The sequence below is a fragment of the Arthrobacter sp. D5-1 genome (genome assembly GCF_017357425.1).
In the GTDB taxonomy this organism is placed as follows: Bacteria; Actinomycetota; Actinomycetes; order Actinomycetales; family Micrococcaceae; genus Arthrobacter.
Genome location: NZ_CP014571.1, coordinates 97,426 through 117,357, shown reverse-complemented (window position 1 = coordinate 117,357; position 19,932 = coordinate 97,426). Strand labels below are relative to the sequence as shown.

Annotated in this window: 19 protein-coding genes; 6 read left to right on the top strand and 13 right to left on the bottom strand. The window is 65.2% G+C overall.

Features of this window, described 5'->3' with window-relative positions:
- Positions 1 to 4 precede the first annotated feature (4 nt).
- Genes AYX22_RS00515 through AYX22_RS00500 form a run of 4 tightly spaced genes read right to left on the bottom strand, consistent with a single transcriptional unit; the run spans position 5 to position 5,649 of the window.
- Positions 5 to 1,768 carry a biotin carboxylase N-terminal domain-containing protein gene (locus AYX22_RS00515; protein ID WP_207597411.1) on the bottom strand — a complete coding sequence of 588 codons (1,764 nt, stop codon included), beginning with the start codon at positions 1,766 to 1,768 and terminating at the stop codon, positions 5 to 7.
- Positions 1,769 to 1,775: 7 nt separating this feature from the next.
- Positions 1,776 to 3,485 carry a 5-oxoprolinase/urea amidolyase family protein gene (locus AYX22_RS00510; protein WP_207595630.1) on the bottom strand — a complete coding sequence of 570 codons (1,710 nt, stop codon included), beginning with the start codon at positions 3,483 to 3,485 and terminating at the stop codon, positions 1,776 to 1,778.
- 6 nt (positions 3,486 to 3,491) lie between these two features.
- The gene (locus tag AYX22_RS00505) at positions 3,492 to 4,841 is read right to left on the bottom strand and encodes an MFS transporter (RefSeq protein WP_207595629.1); all 1,350 of its coding nucleotides are present in this window, start codon (positions 4,839 to 4,841) and stop codon (positions 3,492 to 3,494) included.
- A 49-nt stretch (positions 4,842 to 4,890) separates the two neighbouring features.
- Positions 4,891 to 5,649: a 5-oxoprolinase subunit PxpA gene (locus AYX22_RS00500; RefSeq protein ID WP_207595628.1), complete on the bottom strand. Its 759-nt coding sequence runs from the start codon at positions 5,647 to 5,649 to the stop codon at positions 4,891 to 4,893.
- Between the two features lie 109 nt (positions 5,650 to 5,758).
- Here AYX22_RS00500 and AYX22_RS00495 point away from each other — a divergent pair, with 109 nt between their 5' ends.
- Positions 5,759 to 6,457 (top strand): GntR family transcriptional regulator, encoded by a 699-nt coding sequence (locus AYX22_RS00495; RefSeq protein WP_207595627.1) that lies wholly within the window; start codon positions 5,759 to 5,761, stop codon positions 6,455 to 6,457.
- Here the strand turns inward: AYX22_RS00495 and AYX22_RS00490 are convergent, their stop codons facing one another.
- Entirely contained in the window at positions 6,458 to 7,183 is a 726-nt protein-coding gene (locus tag AYX22_RS00490) for a LysR family transcriptional regulator substrate-binding protein (protein ID WP_207595626.1), read from the bottom strand. It abuts the gene before it with no gap.
- Positions 7,184 to 7,216: 33 nt separating this feature from the next.
- Between AYX22_RS00490 and AYX22_RS00485 the strand changes: the two genes are divergently transcribed.
- Positions 7,217 to 7,666 carry a DUF5997 family protein gene (locus tag AYX22_RS00485; RefSeq protein ID WP_207595625.1) on the top strand — a complete coding sequence of 150 codons (450 nt, stop codon included), beginning with the start codon at positions 7,217 to 7,219 and terminating at the stop codon, positions 7,664 to 7,666.
- Positions 7,667 to 7,718: 52 nt separating this feature from the next.
- Here AYX22_RS00485 and AYX22_RS00480 read toward each other — a convergent pair whose 3' ends face one another.
- A complete protein-coding gene (locus AYX22_RS00480) occupies positions 7,719 to 8,102 on the bottom strand; it encodes a VOC family protein (RefSeq protein WP_207595624.1) in 384 nt (127 codons plus the stop codon).
- Between the two features lie 100 nt (positions 8,103 to 8,202).
- Between AYX22_RS00480 and AYX22_RS00475 the strand changes: the two genes are divergently transcribed.
- From AYX22_RS00475 to AYX22_RS00460, 4 genes are all read left to right on the top strand, one after another.
- On the top strand, positions 8,203 to 8,751 hold the full coding sequence (locus tag AYX22_RS00475; RefSeq protein ID WP_207595623.1) for a hypothetical protein: 549 nt from the start codon (positions 8,203 to 8,205) through the stop codon (positions 8,749 to 8,751).
- 113 nt (positions 8,752 to 8,864) lie between these two features.
- Positions 8,865 to 9,983 (top strand): iron ABC transporter permease, encoded by a 1,119-nt coding sequence (locus AYX22_RS00470; RefSeq protein ID WP_207595622.1) that lies wholly within the window; start codon positions 8,865 to 8,867, stop codon positions 9,981 to 9,983.
- On the top strand, positions 9,980 to 10,801 hold the full coding sequence (locus AYX22_RS00465) for an ABC transporter ATP-binding protein (RefSeq protein ID WP_207595621.1): 822 nt from the start codon (positions 9,980 to 9,982) through the stop codon (positions 10,799 to 10,801). Before AYX22_RS00470 ends, AYX22_RS00465 begins: the two co-directional genes overlap by 4 nt.
- A 41-nt stretch (positions 10,802 to 10,842) precedes the next feature.
- On the top strand, positions 10,843 to 11,862 hold the full coding sequence (locus tag AYX22_RS00460) for an ABC transporter substrate-binding protein (protein WP_242703465.1): 1,020 nt from the start codon (positions 10,843 to 10,845) through the stop codon (positions 11,860 to 11,862).
- Positions 11,863 to 11,915: 53 nt separating this feature from the next.
- Here the strand turns inward: AYX22_RS00460 and AYX22_RS00455 are convergent, their stop codons facing one another.
- The 7 genes from AYX22_RS00455 to amiA all read right to left on the bottom strand — a co-directional run bounded on the left by AYX22_RS00455 (position 11,916) and on the right by amiA (position 19,837).
- Entirely contained in the window at positions 11,916 to 13,577 is a 1,662-nt protein-coding gene (locus tag AYX22_RS00455; RefSeq protein WP_207595620.1) for an ABC transporter ATP-binding protein, read from the bottom strand.
- On the bottom strand, positions 13,574 to 15,292 hold the full coding sequence (locus AYX22_RS00450; protein ID WP_207595619.1) for an ATP-binding cassette domain-containing protein: 1,719 nt from the start codon (positions 15,290 to 15,292) through the stop codon (positions 13,574 to 13,576). Before AYX22_RS00450 ends, AYX22_RS00455 begins: the two co-directional genes overlap by 4 nt.
- A gap of 13 nt (positions 15,293 to 15,305) precedes the next feature.
- A complete protein-coding gene (locus tag AYX22_RS00445; RefSeq protein ID WP_207595618.1) occupies positions 15,306 to 16,436 on the bottom strand; it encodes a hypothetical protein in 1,131 nt (376 codons plus the stop codon).
- Entirely contained in the window at positions 16,436 to 17,827 is a 1,392-nt protein-coding gene (locus AYX22_RS00440; protein ID WP_242703464.1) for a YcaO-like family protein, read from the bottom strand. The genes AYX22_RS00445 and AYX22_RS00440 overlap by 1 nt, the downstream gene beginning before the upstream one ends.
- Positions 17,824 to 18,933 carry a CocE/NonD family hydrolase gene (locus AYX22_RS00435; RefSeq protein ID WP_207595617.1) on the bottom strand — a complete coding sequence of 370 codons (1,110 nt, stop codon included), beginning with the start codon at positions 18,931 to 18,933 and terminating at the stop codon, positions 17,824 to 17,826. The genes AYX22_RS00440 and AYX22_RS00435 overlap by 4 nt, the downstream gene beginning before the upstream one ends.
- The gene (locus tag AYX22_RS00430; RefSeq protein ID WP_207595616.1) at positions 18,930 to 19,661 is read right to left on the bottom strand and encodes a hypothetical protein; all 732 of its coding nucleotides are present in this window, start codon (positions 19,659 to 19,661) and stop codon (positions 18,930 to 18,932) included. The genes AYX22_RS00435 and AYX22_RS00430 overlap by 4 nt, the downstream gene beginning before the upstream one ends.
- A 74-nt stretch (positions 19,662 to 19,735) precedes the next feature.
- Complete coding sequence (amiA, locus tag AYX22_RS23945) at positions 19,736 to 19,837, bottom strand: streptamidine family RiPP (protein WP_242703463.1); 102 nt, start codon at positions 19,835 to 19,837, stop codon at positions 19,736 to 19,738.
- Positions 19,838 to 19,932: the final 95 nt, after the last annotated feature.

The window sequence follows — 19,932 nt, the reverse complement described above, 5'->3', positions numbered from 1 at the left end:
GGAGCTACTGGATGTGGGCCAGCACGGCGCCAGCGGTGACAACTCCGCCCGGTGCGGACAGGACCTCGGAGAGCGTACCAGTCCGGTGGGCGGGAACTTGGGTTTCCATCTTCATGGCTTCAAGGACCACCAAGGGGTCACCCGCGGCGACTTCTTCACCGGGTTCCACCAGCCACTTCACTACTGTGCCGGCCATGCTGGAGACGAGCGCGGATTCGGCTGGCGAGTCCCCGGTACCGGCGGCAGAACCCGGCCAACCCGTCACGTCTGGCGCGGCAGGAAGGCCTTGCCCTGATCGGGCCCAGCCGTCCAGCAGGTCCGCCGGTAATCCCACGGCGAGGCGTCTTCCGTCCACATCGATGGTGATGGTTCTGCGCGCACCTTCCGGGGCCACCACGTTGTACTCGGGATCCACCGGGATCTGGTCCGCGAAGTCGGTTTCGATCCATCGGGTGTGGACCCGCATTCCGGCAATGGACGTGAAGTCTTCGGATTCCAGAACCGCGCGGTGGAACGGCAGAACGGTGGGGAGGCCGGTGATGTTGATTTCGGCAAGGGCCCGGCGTGCGCGGCGGAGTGCCTGCTGGCGATCAGCTCCGCTCACGATCAACTTGGCCAGCAGGGAGTCGAACTGGGGCGCCACGAAGGAACCGGACCGGACACCGGTATCCATTCGGATGCCGGGTCCCGTCGGTGCTTCGAACAACGCAACGGTGCCCGGCGAGGGGAGGAACCCGCGCCCGACATCCTCTGCGTTGATGCGGAACTCGAAGGAGTGTCCACGGGCAATGGGGTCCTCCGTGATGCTCAGCGGCAGACCGGCAGCAATGCGGAATTGCTCCTGGACAAGGTCAATCCCCGCAGTCTCTTCCGTAATGGGGTGCTCGACCTGAAGGCGCGTGTTGACCTCCAGGAAAGCCACGGCCCCGTCAGCTGAGACCAGGAATTCCACTGTCCCGGCACCGTAGTAGCCTGCTTCGCGGACAATGGCCTTGGAGCCCTCGTAGATTTGCTTTCGCTGTTCGTCGCTCAGGAAAGGGGCCGGGGCTTCTTCCACGAGTTTCTGGTGGCGTCGCTGCAGGGAGCAGTCGCGGGTTCCCACCACCACCACGTTGCCGTGGATGTCTGCGATGACCTGCGCCTCCACGTGCCGGGGCCGGTCGAGGTACTGCTCCACGAAGCACTCGCCGCGACCGAATGCAGCCACTGCTTCACGCACTGCGGAGTCGAAGGCTTCCTCTACTTCGGCGAGCTCACGAACCACTTTCAGGCCGCGGCCACCGCCGCCGAAGGCCGCCTTGATCGCAAGGGGGAGTCCGTGTTCCTCGGCGAAAGCGCGGGCCTCTGCCGCAGACGACACCGGGCCGTCGCTGCCGGCCACCAAAGGTGCACCGGCGCGGACGGCGATATCGCGCGCCGTGATCTTGTTGCCCAGCTGGCGAATCGACTCCGGCGACGGGCCGATCCACTTGAGTCCGGCGTCGAGCACTGCTTGTGCAAAGTCAGCGTTCTCGGACAGGAAACCGTAACCGGGATGGACGGCGTCAGCGCCGGATTCCTCGGCAACATGCAGTAGCTTCCCAATGTTCAGGTAGGTATCAGCCGGCGAGTTGCCGCGCAGGCTGTAGGCTTCGTCGGCAGCACCAACGTGCATGGCATCTGCGTCGATGTCTGCATAGACGGCGACTGACTGGATGCCGGCGTCGTCGCAGGCTCGGGCGACGCGGACTGCGATTTCGCCGCGGTTCGCGATCAGGACCTTGCGCATCACATACTCAATTCTCTGGGGTCTTGGTAAACGTCGTGGTGAAGTCCGGCGCATCCGGAACGAGGCGGAAACGGATCCGTCCGCCGATGGGAACCTGGGCAGCGAGGTCGAGGTGTTCGTCACGCACCACGCCAATCACCGGATAGCCGCCTGTGATGGGGTGGTCCGCCAGGAAGAGGACGGGCAGCCCCGCGGGTGGAATCTGAAGGGCGCCGGCCATGGTGCCCTCGCTGGGGAGCTCGCCCTCACGGGTGCGCCGCAACGGGGTCCCGTCCAGGCGCATGCCCACGCGGTTGGACTGCGGCGTGACCAGCCAGTCCTGGCCGCAGAGGGAATCAAGCGCTTCCTGGTCGAACCAGTCGGCACGTGGTCCGGGAACGACGTCAAGTACCGTGACGCCGTGGCCGGCGAGCCCGGGGAAATCCGGTTGGAGCTCTGGGCTTCCCACGGCTGTGGATGCGGTGTCTTCACCAGCCGGAAGTTCCTGGCCGACTGTCAAAGGAGCAGGACCAATCCCGGACATCGTGTCAGCGGACCGGCTGCCCAGAACCTCAGGGACATCAACGCCGCCACGGATCGCCACATAGTTTCGGAATCCCGACTTGGGAGCCCCCACCGTGAGCACTTCGCCGTCGAGCAGTGCGAAGGGCGCGGCCATGGGGACGGTCCGCTGAGAGCCGGGCTGGACGTAGCCGTCGTCGTCGGATCCTTCAGAATCAACCCACGACGGCGACTCGATGGTCAGCGTCGTCGGCGCACCCGCCACGGCAATCACTTGGTCGCCGATTGCTTCCACCGTGAGGCCGCCGTTGACGCTCTCAATGGCCGCAGCCGACGAAGCGTTCCCCACCAGTCTGTTGGCGCGGCGCAGCGATGCCCGGTCCAACGCCCCGGCAGCAGACACTCCCAGCGGACCGAAGCCCCGGCGGCCGAGGTCCTGGACAAGGCTCTGCGGCCCTGGATTCAGTATCCGAAGACCGGACTCAGTGTGGCGCTCCTTGTCGGAGCCGCCGGCCGGGGAGTCGCCGGCTGAGGTATCCCCTGCCGGGTGTACGCCGGCTGTCACAACCTCGCGGACGGCCTTGTAATGCACACGGTCACCGGGGCGGACCAAGGCAGGCTGTGCACGGTCAAGGTCCCACATCCGCGCCCCGGTCCGGCCTATCAACTGCCAACCGCCTGGTGAACTGCGGGGATAAACGGCCGAGTATTGGCCACCAAGGGCTACAGATCCAGCGGGGACAGCTGTCCTCGGGGAAGAGCGGCGGGGAACCGTGAGTGCTTCATTCTCGCCCACCATGTAGCCGAAACCTGGTGCGAAGCCTGCGAAGGCAACGGTCCAGATCTGGCCGGTATGGGCGGCTATGACGCCGTCCACGCTCAGGCCGGTGAGCTCCGCGACGTCGGCGAGGTCGTCGCCGTCGTATACGGTCTCGATGACCACCAGCCCGGAGTCGGTGACTTCCGGAGCCGTGATTTCCAGCTCAAGCAACCGGGTGCCGATGGCGCGGGTGGCCGCTGCGGACTCGCCCACCACCATGACAGTTTCGGCGGCGGCAAGAACGTCCACTTGTCCCTGCAGCGGGGACTTGTTGAGCATGTCCTGCAGGGCCAATACGTCCTGCAGCCCATCCAGTTCAGCCAGCACGGCACGGGTACCGACAGGCCTGACAGAACGAACCCTTTTTGCGGTGGCTGTGTGCATCACGGTTTCCATTTTTCGCTACGACGCCGGCTGAGCGTGCGTCCCCTGCATCAAACGGACGTCTTCTTCCGGTTTGGGGTCGCGACCGAGGAGCATGCCAACGATCGTCACAACAGAAGCGACGAGGATGTACACAGCGATCAGGTACCAGCCGCCACCTGCTGCTCCGTAGAGAGCGGTGAAGATGATGGGTGCAACCGCCCCACCGATCACACCGGCCAAGGTGTACGCCAGCGAGCTGCCGGCGTAACGGAGACGGGCCGGGAACTGTTCGGTGATGAAGGCCGCCTGAGGTCCGTACATGAAGGCGTGCAGGGCCAGGCCGATGACCGTACCGACGGTCAGCATGGCTACTGACTTGCCTTGGATCAGCAGGAAGAACAGCGGGATATAGGCTGCGGTCGCAGCTGCAGCGATGCCGTAGACCCAGCGTCGGTTGAAGCGGTCCGTCAACGCGCCGGCCAACGGGATCAGGAAGAGCTGGAAGGCAGAGCCGATCAGGATGGCGGACAGGACGTTGCCCGTTGTCATGCCCAGTTCCTTGGTGGCGTAAACGGCGACGAACACCGTGAACAGCGCGTAAAGGATGTCAGGGCAAACTCGGGACAGGGCTGCGGCGACCAGTGCCTTGGGCTGCGTGGTGAAGACTTCCTTGATAGGAGCCTTGGGACGATCACCGTGGGCCTGGATGGCCTTGAACACCGGAGTTTCTTCGAGCTTGAGTCGGATGACCAGGCCGAACACAACCAGCAACGCGGAGGCAAGGAAGGCTACGCGCCAGCCCCAGGAGAGGAAGGCCTCTTCGCTCAGCGAGGCGGCCAGGATGGCAAGGACACCATTGGCCATGAGGTTACCGGCAGGCGGGCCGATCTGTGCTGCGGAAGACCAGAAACCCCGCTTGTTGGGATCGCCGAATTCGCTGGAGAGCAGTACAGCCCCGCCCCATTCGCCGCCAACGCCAATGCCCTGCGCCAGGCGCAGCAGGACGAGAATGGTGGGAGCCGCGACGCCAATCACCGAGTAGTCGGGCAAAGCGCCGATCAGGACAGTTGCGACACCGATCAGGACGAGCGTGAAGACCAGGACATACTTGCGGCCGATCTTGTCGCCCAGTCGGCCGAAGATGACGCCGCCAATGGGTCGGGCCAGGTAGCCAACTGCGAAGGCCGAGAACGAGAGCAGCAACGCGACAAATTCGTCATTGCCGGGGAAGAAAATCTTGGGGAACACGAGGGCCGAAGCCACCGAGTAGATGGCGAAGTCGTAGTACTCAAGCGAGGTGCCGGTGAGGCTGGCGACGTACGCCTTGATGGCGCCGGCCGGTGGCTTCCTTGTCACGGCCTTGGCTGCCTTGTTGGTGCTGGTCATGGTTTCCTCCGGGGGTGAGGGATGTAGTGCTGGGCCTGAATGGAACGGATTAGAGGAACGAGCCGACGGTGACGCCGGCCTCGCCCAAAGCGGACTTCACTGCGGTGGCCATTGCAACGGCCCCCGGCGAGTCACCATGCACGCAAATGCTTTCTGCGCGGATTTTCAGGATGGAACCATCAATGGTCTTGACGGATTGTTCGGTGGCCATGCGAAGGACGTGCTCTGCCACTTCAGCCGGATCATGGAGAACGGCGCCCGCCTGTGAGCGGGAAACCAGTGTTCCATCCGGGTTGTAGGCACGGTCGGCAAAAGCCTCGGCGACGCCTCGAAGGCCTGCTTCTTCGGCGAGACGCAGGACTTCGGAGCCCGGGAGGCCGAGAATCGGGAGGTTGGGGTCCACCGATTTCACAGCTTCGACGACGGCACGGGCCTGGGCCGTGTGCTTCACGATCGCGTTGTAGAGGCCACCATGGGGCTTCACGTACTGGACGCGTGCACCGGCGGTGGCCGCCAGAGCCTGGAGGGCACCAATCTGGTACACCACATCATCCGCCAGTTCCCTGGGGTGGATGTCCATGAAGCGGCGACCGAATCCAGCGAGGTCGCGGTAGCCAACATGGGCGCCGATGACGACGCCGGCCTTCGCCGCCTTGTCGCAGGTGCTGCGGATGACGCTGGGGTCCCCAGCGTGGAATCCACAGGCAACGTTTGCACTGGAGACCGACTCGAACATGGCTGCGTCATCGCCGAGTGTCCAGCGCCCGAAAGACTCTCCGACGTCGCTGTTCATGTCGATGATTGCCATGATGTGATCCCTGCCTCGTGATGTGCGTTACATCTAGAATGCCTCAATCTGTTGGATTGTTCAACAATCCAGCGATCCAAGTTTTGGGCAATCGTGTAATTTTGGTGTCATGGCCAGTGCAGATCAGGAAAAAGACGGAACCGCTGGCCTTGTCAGCGCGCGGGCCCGGGTCCGCATGAGAGTTCCTTCCGTTGCCGAAAGAGTCGCCGAAGAGCTGCGCTACCAGCTGGCCGAAGGTTTCCTGGTCCCGGGGGCCAAGCTGACCGAAGCCACCATTGCCGAGGATCTGGGCGTCTCCCGGAACACGGTCCGCGAAGCATTCGCTGAGCTGGCCGGTGAACGGCTGCTCCTCCGCCAGCCCAATAAGGGCGTTTTTGTTGCCACCCTTGAAGCAGGCGACATTCACGACGTTTACACGGTTCGCCGTGCGATTGAGGTCAGTTCCATCCGGGCGGGCGGTTCACCGGAACGCATCGCCGCCGTCAGGGCCGCCGTCGACGAGGGTAAGCGGGCCGCGGCAGCCGGGGACAACGAAGGCTTGGGAAGTGCCAACCAGCATTTCCACGGCGCGATTGTTGCCCTCGCCGAGAGCAACCGGCTGAACACGATCATGGCCCAGATTCTGGCCGAGATGCGCCTTTACTTCCACAAGGCCACCCTGAATGCGCACTTCTACAGCGACTGGCTCACAGAAAACGAGCGCATCTGTTCAGCGCTGGAGGCTGGAGAGCTGGAACGGGCCGGCGACCTTCTTCTGGCCTATCTCAACCGTTCAGAGCAGCAACAGACCGCAATTCACGGCGCGTAGCTAGCGCTTGCCCTTCTTGCGCGAACCTTTGCCCCGGCCCTTGTCAGGATTCGGGGCGTAACGCTGCGCGACTGCAGGCTTCCTGGGGCCTCCCCCGCGGCGGTCGGGCTTGGGTTCCTTCTTGGGCTTCTCCTGCTGGGCCGAGGGTTGGCGTGAACTCTGCGCGGTCCGCCCACGCACAATTCCAATGAACTCCTCGATCACGGGACTGTCGGTTCCAACCAGCCAAGCCAGGCCGATCTGCGTCCCGGGAGCGCCGGTCAGGCGGCGCATAACGGTGTCCTTGGCGTTCAAGTGCCGTGCAACTGACATTGGCAGGATCGCCAGCCCAGCACCGGACGCGACAACCTGGAGGGCCATGTCCGGCCCGCCCATTTCCTCGATGTCGAGGAAGTTCTCGTCGGAAAGATCTTCAAGGGCCACCTCTTCGAACACGGAGATCTCGTGCCCCTTGGGAGCGACCACCACTGGCTGCTCTTCATAAAGAGGGATGACGTTCAGGCCTTCACGGTCCACGGGCAACCGAACGAAGCTCAGGTCAGCGGAACCGTCATGCAACACCGAAACCTGGGCGTCGTCGTCGGACATGAACGAGTGCAACGGAAAGTTGGGCATGCGCTCTTCCCACCGTCGGATCCATTTCCCAGGGGTCACACCCGCAACGTAGGCGAAGCGGAGGCCGGCAAGGGGCCCGGTTGTTTCGGCGGAATCTTCAGCGTCTGGCACACACTCACAGTACCGGCCAGATACCCTTGAAGCATGACGTCCTCGAACTCCCAGTCCATGAAGCCGGCAACAGTTGCCAAGAAACTCGGCATCTACCTGCCCGCTACACCCCAAGAGTTCCAGGATTCGTCCATCACCCGTGACGAATTCGCCGAACTCCAGGCCAATCCCCCGGCATGGCTCGCCGAACTTCGCCGGAACGGCCCGCACCCCCGCCCGGTCGTCGCGCAGAAGCTGAACGTCTCCATCAGCGGCCTCGCCCGCGGCGGCGTTGAAGATGCGCTCACGACGGCGGAAATCACCGAGCTGCTGCAGGCTCCGCCGCAGTGGCTGGTCACCGAGCGCGCCACCCACGCTGCCGTCCGCTCCGAAGCCCAGCGGGTCAAGGACGAAGCCGCCAAGAAGGCCGCCACCAAGGAAGCCCGGGACAACGCCGCCGCAAAGCGCGACGCCCCGAAGACCTCCAAGCGCGACCACGCTTAAGTCTGCCTGAGCTGTGGCCGGGACCAATGGTCCCGGCCACAACTGTTTAAGCTCAGTCTTGGTGAAGCTGAATGAAGTTGCCGCATCCGTCGTCGAAAACCGCACTGACGCCTGAGGGATCCTCGGTGGGCTCGCCTTGGAAGGTCACACCGGCAGCCAGCAAGCGCTCGTACTCGGCCTGGACATCAGGCACCCCGAACGTAATGGCCGCCAGCCCGGACTCGTGCAGGGCGTTCATGTAATTGGAGGCGATGGGGTTGTCGCTGGGTTCCAGCAGCAGGCCAGGCGACGTGCTGTTGTCCGCTCCGGGATCCTTGATGATGAAGAGGTTGTACTCGGGCATGGCCATCAAGGTCTCGAAACCCAGCGTCTCCGTGTAGAAAACATGGGCTGCTGCCGGGTCTTTGACGTGGATGCTGCACATTTTCAGTCTCATGGTGCCTAGGCTACGCCCCGGGGCAAGATGACCCCTCGCGCCAACGCGGGCACTGCCGCATACTGAAGGCAAAGCAGCGAATTCGCCTGGAGGTGGTCCGATGCCCGCCATGATGCTCCTGTGGGGTGTTGCTCTGGTTCTCGCAACCGCAGCAACCACCTATGTCCTGCACAGGAAACTGACCTACGGCCGCGGCGCGGAGCCGGACGGGCTTTTTTGGGACGTGTTCGGAGGGCTCGTTGTGGTGGCGCCCGCCATCTTGGTCCCCGCGGTGCAATGGCCGCCGGCAGGGCTCATCATGATTTCCATCGGCCTCGCCACGGCGGCAGCAACCTTGGTCAGCATCCGCAAAGTGGAACGGATCCACGCAGCCGAGCCCCGCCGTCGTGCCGGCTTTGCCGACGACGCCGCCCGCCACGAGTACGTCCTGGAGCAGTGGAGCCGGTATGAACTGGACCCCGCACGCACCATCGATTTCCCCGCCATGACGGACGTGAGGTCAGCGGAGACTGCTGCGCTCACCCGGGCCATGCGGGAGGCCGAATACTGCAAGGTGACGGCTGGAACTGACTACCGGGCCGCCGTCGAACGCCTCGCAGAGGCGCTCGAAGAAGCTGAGCGCGCTGCCGGAGTGCCCGCGCCGAGGTAACACTCAACAGCAATCCCACCCGACAACACGGGCACTGAGGTACCAACCCGGCAATCACATATATGCGAATCATTCTCATTTAAGATAGTGTCAGGGCGTGATTGGACTCCTCCATGACCGCTGACCTCGAACGCCCAGTCAGCGGCAACCGCCCCGCCCCATCAGCCGGCCCCGCCCGCCCACGCAGGTCAGTGCTTGAACGCTTGCTGACACCAATGCTGGTGCTCGGAATCGTTGTGCTTCTGGTGGTTTCGGGCAGCACCGGGCCGCTGCAAACAACGTTTTTGGAATCGCTGCGGATCATGGCCGGGCACCTGATCCCTGGCCTGCCATGGATGTCGGACGGCTCGCTCACCGTGTCCCAGGACCAAGCCGTGTGGAGCTTCCGGCTCCCCCGGGCGCTCCTGGCCGGCATTGCCGGGGCCAGCCTCGCGCTGGCCGGAGCCCTGCTCCAGGCGAACGTCCGCAACCCACTCGCCGAGCCTTACATTCTGGGTGTTTCAGCCGGGGCGGGAGTGGGAGCCGTTCTGGCCATCGTGGCAGGCTCGACGGCGGTGGGCGGGCTGGGCTTGAACGCGTCGGCATTCGCGGGAGCTGCGGCGGCGACGGCCCTGGTGTACTTGCTCGCGAAACAGGATGGCGTGATTGCACCCTCCCGGCTCATCCTGGCAGGCGTGGCGTTGGGCTCACTCCTCTCCGCGATCACCAACTTCCTGACCATCACCACCGACGCCCAGAACGTCTACAGTGTGCTGTTTTTCCTGTTGGGCAGCGTTTCCGCAGCCACCTATCCGCAACTGCTGCTGCCGGGCGTGGCACTCGTGGCCATCAGCGTCTTCGCGATGTTCCGATCCCGCGCGCTGAACGCCTTCCTGGCCGGCGACGAAACGGCCACGGCCCTGGGCGTCAACGTGGAATCGCTGCGTCGGACACTCTTGCTGGCCACGGCATTACTGACTGCCACCACGGTTGCCGTGTGCGGCGGCATCGGATTTGTTGGCTTGGTGGTGCCGCACGCCGCGCGCATGCTGGTGGGCTCCGATCACCGCCGCATGCTGCCCGTCACCATCTTTGGCGGGGCTCTTTTCCTCATGCTCACTGACCTGCTGGCCCGCACGGTGGCGCAACCGGCCGAGATTCCGTTGGGCATCCTCACCGCTGCCGTCGGAGCGCCCTTCTTCCTGTGGCTCATGCGCGGCAACGGCGCTGTAAGGGGTGGCATCAAACGATGAAGGTGGAATTCCTCAACGTCAGCATCGCCCTTGGCGGCACTCCGGTGGTTCACGACGTCACTTTTACTGCACCCAGCGGCTCCGTGGTTGGCATTCTGGGGCCCAACGGATGCGGCAAATCCACTCTTTTGCGTGCCCTGTACCGGGTGAACAAACCCACCTCGGGGACCGTCACCATAGGCGGCCGGGATGTTCGCGCCCTTACCTCCCGGCAGGCCGCGCTCCGCGTGGCCGTGATGGCCCAGGAATCCAGTCAGGACTTTCCCATGACGGCCCGCGAGGTTGTGATGCTGGGCCGCGCCCCGCATCAGCGCGGGTTTGGTGCGGATTCAGACCGGGATCACCACCTCGTCCACCAAGCAATGCTCGACGTCGGAGCCTCCTCCCTGACGGACCGCTACTTTGCGGGGTTGTCCGGCGGGGAAAAGCAGCGGGTCCTCCTGGCGCGGGCGCTCGTTCAGGAAGCACCGGTCCTGGTCCTGGACGAACCTACCAACCACCTCGATGTCGCCTTCCAACTGGAGCTCATGCATCTGGTCACTTCGCGGGGAAGGACCGTGCTGGCCGCCCTGCATGACATGAACCTGGCGGCTGAATTCTGTGACCAGGTGGCAGTGCTGCAGTCCGGGCGGCTGCAGGCTTTCGGTCCGCCGTCAACGCTGCTGGACCCCCAACTGGTCCGCCGCTGTTTCGGTGTTGAATCCCGGACGCTGGAGCATCCTTTGACCGGGCGGGCGCTGATCGCCATTGCAGCGAAGACGCCGGAACAGACGCCCCCGCCCAGCCAGGATGCGGACTTCTCCGCCGCCCGCCATTGAACGTACCCATCACCCGATACAACCCAACTGGAGGCACACACATGAAGAAATCCACCCTGCCCAAAACCGCTGCGGTCCTGAGCGTGATGACACTCAGCGGAATGCTGTTGTCCGGCTGCGGTCAAGCGGTCAGCCAAACACCTGCCAAGGAAAACGCCGGTGTCGCTGCGCAGCCCGCGGGAGCAATCGAGAACTGCGGCCGCACCCTGACCTTCACCTCCGTGCCCCAGCGGGTGGTGGCCATGACTCCCGGACAGTCCGAGCTGTTGGTGAAGCTGGGCGCCGCGGACAAGGTAGTGGCCGAGGCACAGAGCAAAGGCAGCGAGCTGCTGCCGGAACTTAAAGAGCGCGGTAACGTGCAGCGGTTGAGTGATCAGATGCCGCCGTCGCGCGAAGTCCTGTTGGGCGCCAACCCCGATTTCGTCTACTCCCCCACAGCGTATGAGTTCACTGCCGAGCAGGGCTTTGCGAGCATCGAACAACTCAAAGCTGCAGGCTCTGAGTCCTACATAGCAACGGCGGGCTGCATGGAACGCCGGAGCAAGGCCGAGGTCAAGGACATCCTCACGGATATCGAGAACATCGGCGCTGTGGTTGGCGCGGGTGAGCGTACGTCAGCCGTTCGGACGGAAGCAGCTGAGATGCTGGCTTCGGTTGCATCAAAGGTGGAAGGCAAAGAGAAGCCCACCGTGGTGGAGCTGTTTGTTGAGGGGAACTCCATTGCGGCCATCGGGGCGGGAATCGAGTACGACATGATCAAGACTGCCGGTGGCGAGAACCTCTTCAGCCCGTCCGATGAAGCCTTCGCCACGTTCTTCTCTGCCATGATCTCTCCGGAGACACTTGTACAGAAGAACCCCGAGGTCATCGTGTTCACCACCTTGGACAAGGCCCACGAGGACGCCACCCGCACCTTCCTTCAGGAGAAGTTCCCTGAGGTAGACGCAGTGAAGAACCAGCGATTGGTGGCCGTCGACTCCGATGACGTCATGCCCGGAACCTGGGGCAACCTCCGCGCCGTGGAGCAGATCGCCAAGGGCCTCCACCCCGACGCGTTCTAAGCCCTCCAATTCCCCCGCCCGAGAGGACGGGCGGGGGAAGCGGGAGCGGGAAGCTAGCCCAGCTGCACCCGCCGGTGGCATGCGGCCAGGGTGGACTCCCTGTGGGACACGGTGATTACCGTGGTGTCGCCGGCGATTGCAGCAACAGCCTCCACCAAAGCACGCTCCGAGGCAGGGTCCAGGCTTGCTGTGGTTTCATCCAGCACCAAAATCTTCGGCTTGATCAGCAGGGCCCTCGCCAAACAGAAGCGGGCACGCTCACCACCGGACAGGCTCACCCCTTGCTCGCCGATCACAGTATCCACGCCATCCGCCCATCGTTCGCCAGCGAGCGGAAGCCCGGCCAGGTCCAAGGCTGACAGGACGTCGGCTTCAGTTGCCGTGGGCTGGGCCAGGCGCATGTTGTCCAGGACGGAACCATGGAAAACCGGGGCGTCCTGCTCCACCAACGTGACCATACGCCGGAACGACGCCTCGTCCACGGCCCAGGCGTCCACGGACTCCCCGCTGCGCGACACCAGCGAGATACTCCCCGAATCCGGCACCCACAGGCGCACCAACAACCGGGCCAACGTGGTCTTTCCTGCACCGGATGGGCCGCTGATCCCCACATGCTCGCCGGGCGCCACGGACAGGGACGTCGCGCGCAAAGCCGGCGCGCCGTCGTCGTACGTGAACTGCAGGTTCCGGACCTCCAGACCCAGCGGCCCTTGGGAGCTGAACTCCACGAGGGGCCCCGAAACCTTTGCGGCCGAGGGCAGGCTGATGCCCTCCCCAACGCGCTGGGCGCTGGCACGGTGCGGCTGGAGCTGGGTTACGGTGGCAACGCCCTCGGCCACTGGAGCCAGGAGAGTCAGAGTGCCGGCAACCAGGGCGGGCAACCACACAGAATCCAGTCCGGGTTGTGAGATGGCGGCGACGAAGACCGCCACCACGGTGCCCAGGACACACAGCTCGCGCAAGGACGCTGCCAAGGCAAGGAAGGAATTGAGCTTGCGCTGGCCGGCATCCACTGCCAGGCTCTGTTCCTTTAGTTGGCGTTGCGCGTGCTCCCGCAGTCCGAAACCCAGGATCTCGCGGGTGCCGGCCAGCAGGTCCACGGCGAGTACCGACACCCCGGATCTGGCCTCCTGCACCCTCGCCCCCAGCACGGCGCCCCGGCGCAATCCCGGGAGCGTCACCGCCACCAGCGCCACGAACCCCAGCAGCAAGGCCACGGCCAGGCCCGGCCCCAGCGGCCACACCGCAGCCACCCCGGCCACGAACAGCACTGCGGAGCCAGCCAGCTGGGCAACCGTGTGGGCGTAGAAGAACTCCAGCTTTTCAACATCGCCCATGGCCGTGGCGGCGAGTTTTCCGGTGTGCTGGTCCGGCGTGCGGGAAGGGACGCCGCGCGCGAAACCGTCAAAGAGCGCCATGCGCAGCGCGGCCAGGATCCGGTACGCGATGCTGTGCGAGATGTCCATCTCATGCCACGTCAACACCGCCCTGAACACCACGGCCGCCGCCCCGGCAACCCACCATTCGGCGGCTGCGGGCTCCTGCCTCATCACAGCCAGCGCCACAACGTAGGAGCCCACCACCGCCAGGACAATGAGGGCCAGGTTGTTCAGGATGCCCACAACGGCGGTCCACACTATCCCTGCCCACTCGCCGGACATGTGCGGAACCAAACCCAGGAGCGGGTTGCGGGGTGTGCGTGCGGTGAGGCTCATAACGTGGCTGCTTCCTGTTGCTGTGTGTGGAGTTGGCCGTGTGCCAGGCGGAGTACGGTGTCCGCGGCAGCGAGGGCTTCGGGCCGGTGGGCGATCATGAGCACAATCCGGCGTCCGGCTTCGCGGCGAAGCCCCTCCAACACCCGCCCAGCGAGCTCGGTGTTGAGGGCGGACGTTGGCTCGTCCAGCAGGAGAACCGGCCTGTCCACCAGGAGTGCCCGTGCAATCGAAAGCCGCTGGAGCTGGCCTCCCGAGACGGATCCGCCCCCTTCGGACAGCACAGTGTCCAGCCCGTGGGGCCACTGCCGCAGATCGTCTGCCAGGCCGGCAATCTCCACGACACGCTGGATCTCCTCCTCCGTAGCAGCAGGCGCCACCACGCGGAGGTTCTCCCGGATGGTCCCCGGAAAGAGGTAGCTGCGTTGTGAGACCACGCTGACGTCACTTGGCCTGAGTGGTTGACCGTCCAGGCGGATACGGCCCTCCCCCGCCGGCAGGAAACCCAGCAGAAGATCGAACAGTGTGCTCTTCCCCGCCCCTGACACCCCCGCCAGCGCGGTGAGGCCGCCGGGCTGGATCTCCGCCGACGCATCCCGCAGAACCCAGGGGTCCGCAGCTGAGTATCGGAAGCTCACGTTCTGCAGAGTGAGACGACCGGGAGGCACGACGCCGGGGCGCATCCCGGGCGCGGAAGGGTCTACTTGCGCGGAACGCGCCTGCCCCTCGCCCGTCAGCGTGCTATCGCCGCGGGCGTCCGCGCCTCCCGCCGCGTCAATACTGCCCAAGGCCGAGAGCCCCAGATACCCGGCATGCCATTGCCGTGCAAGATCCCGCACCGGCCTGAAAACTTCCGACGAGAGCATCAGCAGGAAATACGTGATCGCCGCAGTCTCCGGTCCGGGCAACGGCCGCTGCCCCAGCGCTGCGTATGCGGCCAGCGCGGCGGCGGCCAGCATCCCTGACTGGATTCCGAAGTCCGCCAACGCCGTGTCCACCAAGGACGTGCGCATGGTGGACACGGTTGCTTTATGAAGCTCTTGGGACCTGTGATGGAGCCGCGCCCTGGTCCGGGGAACCGCGTGAAGGATCTTGAGGGTCCGCATCCCTTGAAGGGCCTCCAGGAAGTCGGCACTGAGTGCCTCGTAACTGTCCCAGTGCTGCTTTCCGCGTTTCGCCAAGGCCTTTCCCCAGAGTTTCGGCGCACCAACAGCCACGGCCACGGCAAGGGCCAAGGCGAGTGCCAGCAAGGGATTCAGGCACGCGATCCAGACAAGAAGCGCGGGCACCACTATCTGCACTTGGAAAGCGTGGGGGATGTACTGGCTGATGTAGCTGTCCACTCCGTCCACACCCTCGCTCAGGGCCAGCCGCCGGGCTCCGCCGCGGTCCGAGGTATCCCTGAGTCGTTCGGGCTGGAGCAGGCTGTCGGCCAACTTCCGTCGTACCTGCAACCGCACCCCGGAGCCCAAAGAACTGGCAAGCCGGGCGTGGAACTGCTGGATCACAAGGCGCCCCAGGCCACAGGCGAGAACCCCGGCAAGGTAGGGAGCCAGCGGCACGTACGTGCCGCCGTCGGGGTTTCCGGGAACCCGCACCAGAACCACCAGCGCCGCCAGGGCCTGGGCCAGGAACCACGCCTGCAACCAGTAGCTCGCCGTGGTGACGCAGAGCAGGGCTGTCACTCCAGCCAGCCGGCCGCGGTGCCCAGCCGTCATTTGGAAGAGCCTCTTATTGACCAGCATTCGCGGCCCTTTCGTGGTTTGTGGTGAGTGGTTTCCGGATTGCTACGCCCAGCCCATGGAGTGTGGTCCAGCCGCAGCGGGAGCCGGTCCAACCGCCCACCGGACGAAATTCCAGGGGCAGGTCCGCGCCAAGCGCGGTGTAGAGGATATGAGCGGCCAACGTGGCGGTCCACCACATGGCAGCCGGGGTTGGCGTGCCCAGGATCTCGAAAACCAACAGGGCGTCGAGGCTCCTGACCCAGGACTGCCCGGCACATCGATCGGCTAGTTCCGGATCACGGAGCGACTCCGCGGACAGGACCCGGGCACGGCAGGACGAAGGGGCTGGCTGCGGGAAGGAAAGGAAGGAACGGTCCAGGAGTTCCCCAACCACCCGGCCTGCGTCGGCGGCCGGGCGGGCACGCAAGCGGGATAACCCACAGCTCCTGCGGGCAGCCAGCTGCGCCTCCGAAACCCCGGCGATCCGGTCATGGCGGGGCTGCCGGCACCTCGCCGGGGACACTCCCAGAGAGACCGTGGCCAGCGCGAACTCCGGAACAGAGCCCGGCCAACGGCGGGGTGCCACGGCATCCCACCGGGCGTCCACACCCCGGGCAGCGGCATGGTGAACCAAGGCCACCGCCGCGTAGGCAGTATCCGCGATCAGCAGCGGACCCGCACGGTGGTGGTACTTTGCCAGGGTTCGCTGCGGCAGCACGGTCAGCACGACGACGGCGCCCCGCGCGGGTGCCCGCAGACCGTCGTCGTGGTTCCGCAGGCGTAGCAGCTCACCGCCGCTGCCGTTGAATCCGGTGCCGTTAAACACGTATGTTCCGGGCGGCACGTCGCAGCCTTCCCCGCAGAGGACCCGCAGTTGCACCGGGTAGCACCCGCCGGCCGACGGCACTGGGCGTTTCCGCACCTTCCCGGGCAGGCCGGTTGCGGGATTCGGGTGGAAGTCCTCGCTCCACCAGATGGCCCGCAGCATGGCGGCCACCGGGAGCCCATCATGCCGCTGGCTCTCAACTGTGCCGGACGCCGGGGAACCTTGAGGGCCGGGCGGCTGCACGGGACCGGGAACCTCGTGGCTCCAGGCGCGGGCAAATCCTGGGGCTAGGAGTACGTGGGGGACGTCCATTACATGTGGGGAGGCGGGGTGAGGGTGAAGTCCTCAGGCAGGGCCGGCGCCGTTTCACGCCACCCGCGCTCCAACGCCGCCGTGGCGAACCTGCGGCAGCCGAGGTAGGCGAAAGCGGCCGGTGCGTTGGGAACCAGCCCTCCCACCACGGCGCGGACAACACTCAGGCCGGTCGCCGCGACGTCGGGAGTGGTCAGTTCACGGGTATAGACGGTGTGGCCGGCCGATTCCAGCCGCCTGTAGAGCTCCGGCATGGACACGTCATCCACGGCAGCAATGTCCACCAGCCCACCTGCGGGCTTGGTGAAGCGTTCCGCAAGGACGTGTGTCCGGGGATCAAGCCACACCTGAACATGCGCACCGAGGTCGCGGACTGAACCGAACCCGGGCCCCACGTCGTCCAGGTATTGACGGTCTTCACGGTGTTCCAAGTACAGCCCCTTGGCCATGAGCCCTGCCTCCACCGCTTGGAACACCCAACCGTCCGCGTCGGTGGCACCTTGGGAGTAGATCCAGGTGTGGACAGCCTCCAGGACTGCCTTGCGTGCCGCTTCAGCGGGTTCGTTCTTGCAGGAGAATCCGGCGGCGTACAGCCCCGTGTCCGGATCGAACACCAGGGCCGCCATGCAGGGTGCGAACTCACTGGGCATTTCCACCACCCAGTACTGCAGCCAGCAACCGGCCATGGCGTCCACCAGCCCGGGAACACTCTCCGGCCTGATACCGCGGGTGGGACCGTCCAAATGCCACCACAGTTCCAGGGCGTCGCGTTCGATGGTTTCCAGCACCGCCCTGTCCGTGGCATCAGCGCGGCCCTGCCCGGTGGCGATCCCCGCGTAGTTCAGATGATGGATCCGCGGGAGGTCACGGAAGCGCCGTTGCCGCCAGTTCAGGAGGGTGAGGCTCGCAGGAAGCCACACCTCCGAGCTGTCAGATTCCCGCCTGCACGCTGTCCACAGCGCGGGAGTATCGGCGTCGAGGTTCCGGTAGGGGAATGCCGCACGCTCCAGCTGCCAGTCCGCGAATCGCGGCAGTTGTTCAAGCCCGACGGCGGCCCGGCCTGACGCCGTCAGCTCACGGGCCGTCCCGGTGAAGTAGTGGTGGTCCGGGAGGTCTGCGGGGATGAAGTTGCCGCAGTACCGTTCCATGCCTTCGGCGACGGCCGCGATCCAGGCTTGCCGGCTGTCGCCGAACGTGGTGCCCAGTGAAACGCGGTCGGCGGGCCAGTCTCCCAGCCACCGCGCGTTCGATACCTCCGCGGTCATGGACGTGTATGCGGGTGGGGCGTTCTCCGGGGTGAGAACGGGACGGACCCTGCGGATGATCCCGGTCTGCTCGTCCACCAAGGTGTGCAAGGGAAGCAGGCCCAGGGTTTCGGCTGTTGTGGTCATGATTCTCCGTGGTTGTTCAGGTGGTGCGGCAACGTCTCGGGGGTCGCAGGCGCCCAGTGCCATGTGTGTGGCTGGTCGCCGGGTTCCCACTGGAGGACTGGTGGGCGGCGGTCTCCAAGGGGCCCGGGCTGGGCGCCGTTTGGATCCCAGCCGCTGGCGGCAGCCAGAAAGTCCTTGATCCGGGCCATCAGGCCACCCTGTTGGCGGAGTGCTGCGGCGGCTCCGGCGCCGAGGTCGTTGGCGAGTCGGTGTCCCCATGGTCCCCAAAGGGTTTCCACCAAGGTCCGCGGTGCTGCGCTGCCCCAGGCCCTCACCAGGTTCGCAGCTTCGGCAACAAAGAAGTCCCGTTGTCCCGAAATCATCAGGAGCGGCGTGTTCAGCTGGCCATAAAGGGCGTGAAGATCGGCTGGTGTGGCGTCCCAGAGCCGCTTCCAACCAGCGGTGGACCCCGGACCATACGTGGCGTCATCCATGAGGTTGTGAATCATCCAGTCCATCCCGCGCTCCTCAGCCTGCCGGTATATCCGCCGGAGCTCTGCGGCAGGTAAAGGGTGGCCGGACTCCTTGCCGAAACCGTGCTGGTGCCACCAACCAATCCGGTCCCGCAGGCGCGGTGTGCCATCAGGTTCCCTGGCTGTTTCGCAGAGGCCCAGCGCCGGCACCATCGCCACCACGGCCAGGGGTTTGGGAGCGGCTGCCACCGGACGCCGTGTTTCCTCCGGAGCCCGTTCCTTCTCCAGAACCCGTGCTGCTTCAACTGCGCAGTGGGCATCATAGGAGGCTCCAGCCAGAATGAGGGGGCCCCTGAGCAACCCGTTCCCGGCGAGGTAGCGGACGGTTGCAGCTCCGTCCGCGCCCTCCTTGTCATAGGGATTCCATGCGCCGGCGGACCCGTAGCGCCCCCGGACGTCCTGGACCACTACGTCGTATCCGGCACGGCACCATGCGTGGGCTTGGGCCGCGTACTGGGCCCGGCCGTAGGGTGTCCGGATCAGGACCGCCCCTTGGGCTTCCCCTTCCGCCGGTGCGCGGTAGTGGTCTGCGGTGAGCCGAACGCCGTCGTCAGCGGTGATGTCCAGGTGATCCGGCGCAGTGGCGGGTCTCATGGCAGCGGAGCCCGCAAGCCCTCGCCCAGGCTGGCGGGTTCCGGGAAGGGCAGAACGGGATGTTCGCTGGCTGCCAACGTCAGGGTGTCCAGCCGCCAGAGCCTACGGCGGTGAGCGGCAAGTGACGGCGAATTCCTTTGCCAAGCGGTGATGATGGTGAGCAGTCTGGCCGTGAGCAGGTCCATGGCTACCCCTTGGGGAGCGAAGTCCGCGGCAGCAGCGGGCGTATCCAGCCAGGCCCTCAGTTCGGCGGCGGCCGGTGAGGCTGCGAGCCTGCGCCGGAGTACCTGCCACCCTGTTGGGTCTGCCGGTTCAAGAGCCAGCGGATCTACGAAGACCAGGTCGCCTTCTCCGTAGAAGCGGAGCACGGCCGCACGGCCCCCCGGCAGTGCCTCAAAGCGGTTCCGCTCGGCGGGCGTAGCCGCCAGGTGGAGGAGGAGTCCTACGGAGCCGGGTCCCCGGTCGTCACCCACCGTCAGTTCAAGCCCGGCCTCGTGGAACACCGGCAGGAGTGCGGCAGCAACGGGTTCGGGGGCTACCAGCCCGATTCGCTCCCGTCCGGCGAGGGGACGCGCACCAGCCTGGCGGCGTTGCAGCAGTTCGTCGCTGATGCCTGTCGCCAGGTTCTGGCCACTGCCTGCCGAGGGTGGGAGATGAAAGAAGGCGCCGTCACCGCTGCGGATGGTTGATCTTCCCGCGACGTCAAAGCTGTCTATTGCGGTGCCCATGGTTCCTTCCAAGAGTTGCGGGGGTGGAGCTAAGGGGGTGGGCGCGCCGGCGCGCCCACCCCCTGGCTTAGTGACTAGTCGAACGGGTTCTCGACCAGTGCATTCGAGTGTGTTGCCGACAGGTGTGCCAGCTGCTCGGTCTCTTCAACTTCAACCAAAACCGTGGTCTTTTCCATGGTTGGTCTCCTTTCGGTGGTGGTGGTTGCCTCCGCTGTTGCGGCGACAACGTCACACTATAGTTAATGAGAACCATTCTCAAATTAAGTGAAAG